Origin of the sequence: Sphingobium sp. HWE2-09 (assembly GCF_035989265.1) — a bacterium.
Lineage (GTDB): Bacteria > Pseudomonadota > Alphaproteobacteria > Sphingomonadales > Sphingomonadaceae > Sphingobium.
The window spans coordinates 36,098-42,414 of the sequence record NZ_JAYKZX010000002.1 but is presented as its reverse complement, the minus strand read 5'-3'; the positions used below and the strand labels follow the sequence as shown (position 1 = coordinate 42,414).

The 6,317-nt window shown below is 58.1% G+C and carries 5 protein-coding genes; 1 reads left to right on the top strand and 4 read right to left on the bottom strand.

The window, feature by feature from the left end:
• Positions 1–1,105 (top strand): DUF1501 domain-containing protein (locus tag U5A89_RS05505; protein WP_338160209.1); only part of this gene is annotated, 1,105 nt, incomplete at its 5' end.
• A gap of 58 nt (positions 1,106–1,163) precedes the next feature.
• Here the strand turns inward: U5A89_RS05505 and U5A89_RS05500 are convergent.
• The 4 genes from U5A89_RS05500 to U5A89_RS05485 form a co-directional block, all read right to left on the bottom strand.
• Positions 1,164–2,654, bottom strand: coding sequence for a hypothetical protein (locus U5A89_RS05500; RefSeq protein ID WP_338160208.1), 1,491 nt, complete (start codon positions 2,652–2,654; stop codon positions 1,164–1,166).
• Positions 2,655–2,835: 181 nt separating this feature from the next.
• On the bottom strand, positions 2,836–3,789 hold the full coding sequence (locus U5A89_RS05495) for a phytanoyl-CoA dioxygenase family protein (RefSeq protein WP_338160207.1): 954 nt from the start codon (positions 3,787–3,789) through the stop codon (positions 2,836–2,838).
• Between the two features lie 44 nt (positions 3,790–3,833).
• Positions 3,834–4,610: a DUF5672 family protein gene (locus U5A89_RS05490; protein WP_338160206.1), complete on the bottom strand. Its 777-nt coding sequence runs from the start codon at positions 4,608–4,610 to the stop codon at positions 3,834–3,836.
• Between the two features lie 2 nt (positions 4,611–4,612).
• Positions 4,613–6,235 (bottom strand): glycosyltransferase family 2 protein, encoded by a 1,623-nt coding sequence (locus tag U5A89_RS05485; protein WP_338160205.1) that lies wholly within the window; start codon positions 6,233–6,235, stop codon positions 4,613–4,615.
• Positions 6,236–6,317: the final 82 nt, after the last annotated feature.

The following is a 6,317-nucleotide window of genomic DNA, read 5'->3' as shown; positions in this document are numbered from 1 at the left end:
GCTGCTCGTCGTGTTCCTGCGCGGCGCCTATGACGCGCTTAACGTCGTCATCCCGACCGGCACCGATTTCTATTATGAGGCGCGCCCCACCATCGGCCTTGGCAAGCCCGATCCGCATGATGCCAAAACGCCCATCCCGCTGGACAGCGAATGGAGCCTGCACCCGGCGCTCAGGCAGAGCATCCTGCCCCTCTGGCAGAAGAAACAGATCGCCTTCATCCCCTTTGCCGGCACCAATGACGTGAGCCGCAGCCATTTCGAAACCCAGGACACGATCGAAATGGGGCAGCCGGTCGGTCAACGGCGCGACTATACGTCAGGATTTATGGCGCGCCTGGCCGGCGTGACGGGACGACAGGGCACGTCGATCGCCTTTACCGACCAGTTGCCGCTCTGCTTTCGCGGCAGCGGCAGCCCCATTCCCAATCTGGCGCTCGCCAATGTCGGCAAGCCGGTCAATCCGCGGCAGGCGCAGCTGATCGAAAGCATGTATCAGAGCCATGCAGGACTGGCCCAGTCCGTGAAGGAAGGCTTCCAGGTCCGCGACATGGCCTTCCAGACGCTGGACGAGGAAATGAAGGCGTCTGGCCGTGGCGCGGTGACGAGCAAGGGGTTTCAGCTGGCGGCGCAACGCATCGGCACGCTGATGCAGAGCCATTATAATCTGGCCTTCGTCGATGTCGGCGGATGGGACACCCATGTCAATCAGGGCGGGCTGACCGGCGCGCTGGCCAGCAGGATCGGCGATCTGGGACAGGGGCTGGTCGCCTTTGCCGATGCGATCGGGCCTGAAGCCTGGCGGACGACGACGGTGGTCGTAGTGTCCGAATTCGGCCGCACCTTTCGCGAAAATGGCGCGAAGGGGACCGATCATGGCCATGGCAGCATCTATTGGGTGCTGGGCGGCGGTGTTGCGGGCGGGCGCATGGCGGGCGAGCAGGTCGCCCTGTCGCCCCAGACCCTGAACGACGGGCGCGACCTGCCGGTACTGACCGACTATCGCGGCCTGATCGGCGGACTGGCGATGCAGCAATTCGGTCTGAACGCGGGCCAGATGGGCAAGGTCTTCCCCGGCGCGGCGCCGGTCAATCTGCGCCTTTTATAAGCTTATACGCATAATGGCAGGCTCGACCAGGAGCCTGCCATTATGGATGGTGAACAGATTATTGTTCGAGGAAATGTTTCTTGAAATAGCCGAATGTTGGCCCTTCATCATCTTCCGAAATGCGGCCACCCTGAGAATAATATCGATCGTACATTTTAATATTTTTGATGAATATAGACCCGGATTCGCAACCCAGCTTGATGAATTCGTTATAGACTTCAAGTCTGAGATCGAGCTTATGATATCCTTCCGGCAAAGATATTTTCTCGATATGATCATGACTTGTCTGAACGGATAATATAGACTGATCTGCTCTGCAGAATAGTTCCACGTACACGTGAAAGCCTTTGTCCTTGGGAAAAGATAAAGGTGGATTTTGCGCGATGAACGCACCGCTATCGAGCACGACGCCTTCGCCATCCGCATATTCCGCTCTTGGATCCGGACCGCTAGCGGCCCAGCCTTCCAAGCCCAGCTTGAAAGAGCCGTTGAATATGACGTCCCGGGGCCAGTCGATCGTCGTCCATAGAGCCACTTCCACCCCGCGATCGCGGCTTTCCTGAGCGGCAAGGCGCATGAATTCGGCGATTTGCTCGTTGCCCGTAGTGGCCCATCCCACTTCGGTATTATCGATGAAGTTGAATTGATCCAGGACGAGCGGCCTTTCACTGTCGTTCAGGCGCGGCGCGGCCGTCCGCAAAACCGCTCTCAGGCGCTCATGACTTTCTTCCGCCGTCAATTGATTTTCCGAAAAACCAAAGACATTCGGGTGATAATAGACATATTTCTGGGTCACCCATGGGTGACATAAAGGCCAGTGAAAATGCTTTTTATAAGCACCGTCATTTTCTACGAAATCGCTGTCAATTCTATACTCCATGCCGATTTCACCTAATTCGCCATGCATGATCTTCAGGATATTGGACAAGATGATGGCGTCGTAGAATTGGCAAAAACTTATGAAATTTGGTTCTTCTTCACGCGGAATGAGGGAATTGTCATCGACCCATATCCCCTGAAGGCGCAGAAACGCCTTGAACCCCGTCACCTCGGCCAGATGGCGCCGGTCTTCCAGACTACGCGACCGCCAGTGCGAGAACATGGGCCAATAGGCGTCTTCCCATGAGAAGAAATATTTGATGTTCCCGCCGATTTCATGTTCGACGTCACGAAGGAAACGGCACAGCGTGGCTAGGCTGGCCTGATGCAGGGAGTTGGAGAATAAATCTCCATAACGCTTAAAAGTCGATGATCCTGCCGCTCTTGCTTCCCAGAGATAGCCGACGCGAACATGAATATCCAAACCCGCGAACAAACATTGTTGCACAATAGCGCGATAATTTTCGGCACAATAGCTTTGGACAGCTATTTCGTTATTATTGTCACTGACAAATTCAGCCCAAGGTACTAAAATGAATATTGATGTAAATCCAGACGATTTTACGTAATTTATACCATTTTTTATAGTTTCTATATCTAAGTTACTCCAAAAGTTCAATGGAGAATTACCAAAAAAATAGTGGCACCCTACTTTGGAATTATTTTCCATTTATCTTCCTAAATTTCCGAATATACCGAATTTTATGACAGATGTTTAAAGCGTTTTTTGCAAATATATTATGCACCGCATATGTTATAGCCAGGTCTGGATAGATGCTCTGCCATGAATGCCGCTATCGCCGCCAATGGTCAAATATGTGCAGCCACTGGATCAGCCCATTGGCCGAAGACTAAAGTGTTTTGTTGGCATAGGCTTTCAGCCGACGGCGCCAGGATGGGCTTTTGCTATCGGCGTTTTCCGGGTTTTTCACCACCTCCCCCAGATATTGGTTGGGCCGCGGTTGGCCGTCGCTGATGGCGACCAGATCGCGCATGGCAAGTTTGCCGATCGCCTCGTCCGAAAAAGCCGGGGTATAATAGATGCAGTCGTCGAAATAATAATGGGTGACCTGCGACCAGCGGGTCAGCATCGGATTATTCTGATGGCTGCCGCCGTGCAGCAGGTTCGCGCACCAGATCAAAGCCTGCCCCTTGCGCGCGAGGAAGGTTTCGGGTTGCGCGCCGTGGACATCGCATAGCGCGCGCCAGGCGGGACCATAGGGATCCTGCGCCAATTCCAGCGCGCTGCCATAGCCCTGGCGTCCGATCAGCGCGTTCGTCATGATCGGCCAATGATGCGATCCGGGATAATAGAAGAGTGGTCCCGCATCTGGGCCGACATCTTCCATCGCCAGCCATACGCCGCACATGAAACGTTCGGGCAGACTGGAGAAATGGACCGAATCCGAATGCGCTTCCTGCTGCGTCCCGACCGGGAAATTCAGCGTTTGGAAGGGAAAGGCGGTGCGACCGTAAAGCTTGCCCAGCAGGTCGATGACGGCCTGGTTGGCGGCGATGGCGCGCACATCATCATCGAACATCCACGCGTCCTGGATCCGGCGTTCGCCACAGCTTTTGTCCGCGGTGGCGTCGGAAAAATCGACGCCATAGCGCGGTCCCAGATGCTGCTGGATGCGGGCGATACGATCATCCAATGCGATGTCAGGGAAATCGAAGACGGCATAGCCCTTGTCATAGAGGCTGGTCGCGATCCGCTCTTCTTCTGCGCTCAGCCCCCAATTCGCCTTGAGCGCTGGAAAGATCGGGGATTCGATCAGAGGCAGGCCAGGAAAGATATTGGTCAAGCGCGGCGGTCCCTATCTGGTGGACGATATATGGCGAGAAAGGATCACCGTCCGACCCGATGGGCCATCTGGTTCAGAAACAGGCGCAAGACCCGTCCCATCGATCCTCGCCCCCTGCCGATCTGCTTCAAAATGGCAGAAAAGTCATGCCGGATCGTACCCTGATCGTCCAGACCGCGATACAGCGCCCAGAATGCCTCCACGCCGATCGCGCGGGGCATGAGCCAGGCACCATGATAGCCGAAGCTGCGCGACACGTCCCCTGCCCGCTCCGCCGAGAAGAGATCGGCCAGTTCGCGCGGGGCAAAGCGCATCCCCCGGCTTTCCAGCCAGGTCCGGTTGATCCGCCCGATCGCGACATCTTCAGGATGATGCGCGCGAAAGGCGGGATCGCGGCAAAGTTCCATCAGGCGACGGCTGCGCAGGGAAAAGCCGCCATTGCCGACATCATGCCCGTCGGTGAACTGGGGCCAGCTGGCGCCAATATAGTCATAATCAAGAAAGTCCCGGCGCCAGCATGTTGCGTCCCGCACATGACCGTCCCACTGGGTGACGAGGCAGTGGGTCGTGTCGATATGATCGACCATTTGCGTCAGCATGAAATCGGAATAGGCGCGCGAGGAAGCGATGCGCGCGATCGGCACCACGGTGATGCCGGGATGATCGGGTTTGACAGGCTGGTCGGTGAACAGCTTGCAGACGGCCACGTCGATCTGCGCTAGCGACGTTTCCAGCGCCACGATTGTGGCGGCGACATTGACCGAACTGACCGCGCACAAGGTCACTTGCGGCAGGGCGAGGCGGGATGAGCGATGTTCCATGTTCAGAGCGCCACCGCAAATTGCTCGCTCGCACGGCTCAACTGCGGATGATGATAGGGATCATATAATTCGTCGGTCAGCCACAGACGCTTGAGCGCCGCCAGTTCCCCGGCAAAGCGCGCGAGGCCGATCGGATCACGGTCCAGCCCGCGCGACACCGATTCATGATGGATCAGTGTCGCGCGCGGTTCGTAGAAAGACTGCCAACCGCATTGATTGAGCCGAAGGCACAGATCGACATCGTTGAAGGCGACCGCGAAATGCTGTTCGTCCAGGCCGCCAACGGCAAAAAACTTGTGGCGCTCCACCACCAGGCAGGCGGCGGTCACGGCGCTGGTGAATTGCGGCAGGCTATGGCGATGGAAATACCCCTCCCCTTCTGGCCGCAGGAAACGATGGGCGTGGCCCGCTGCATTGCCGATGCCGACCACGACGCCGGCATGCTGGATGCGTCCATCGGGATAAAGCAATCGCGCGCCCACCGCCCCGACATCCGGACGCAACGCCTGCGTCGCCAGGATGGCGAGCCAGTGCGGATCGGTCACTTCGATATCGTTGTTGAGCAGGCAGAGCAGCCGTCCCTGCGCCACATCCGCCGCCCGGTTGTTGATCGCGGAATAGTTGAAGACGCCGCCATGGCGCAGCACCCGGTAGCGCGCCGGATCGAGCGCAGCGAGATAGGTCAGCGTATCGGGATCGTCGCTGTCATTGTCCACGACGATCACCTCCACATCAGGATAGTCGGCCGCCGCGACCCCATCAAGGCAGGTGCGTAGCAGATCCACGCGATTGCGGGTCGGCACGATGACGGAGATGGGCGGAAGGTCGCCTTTCAGATCGAGCGGTTTTGCGGGTAAGGCTGGCGCAGGGCGGTGGCGACGGTGATGCAGCATGTCGCGCACATGCACGGGCGCGCCCTCCCCCGCCAATTGTCCAACCAGTCGCTCTGTCCAGTCCGGCGCATCGGCCACGGCCACCAGTTCGAACCGGGTCGCGCGCAGGATGCAGGCGCCCGACAGATAGTCGCCATGGCGAAACAATTCACTGTTCCAGTCCGGCTTGAAATGAGGCGTGACGCGGCGGCGGCCAACCAGCAGATCATCATCGGCATAGAGGAGCCGCACCGCCGGATCGCCCATGGCCGCGCGATAAGCCGCCGCCGCGCCGGGTGCGATCCTGTCGCCGGGCCTGACAGGCAGCAGCCATGGACGATCGGCCCAGTCGATCCGGGCGATCGCAACGGCCAGCGTGGGCGTGTCGCAAGATCCGATCAGCAGAGCAGGCAGGCTTTCGGCGGCCACGCTCTTGCATGTGGCGGCCAGATCGCGGGGATCATGGGCGCCGTTCAGGTCGATCAGGACGATGATCGGATAGCGTGGATCGGGCGGGCTATACGCCCTGCCCTGTATCTCCCGTCGTAGCATCCAGAGCCGATAGGCGCGCGGCGACCGGCTGAATAGCGGCGCGAACTGGCCGCGGGCGCGCACCCGCTTGCGTTTCATCCACCATTTGGTCGCGGTCAGATAGGCGCGCGGTTCGATACGAAAGGCATCGACATGAACCAATATGGTCAGCCAGGCTTCGGCGATCCGCCTGAGATAATAGCCTGTCGATTGCGATCGCATGAGACCGTGGCAAATAGCGACTTTGGCCTGGATGACAAAGGAAATCCTTCGATCAATGTGCACCGTAGCCAAAGGATACCAG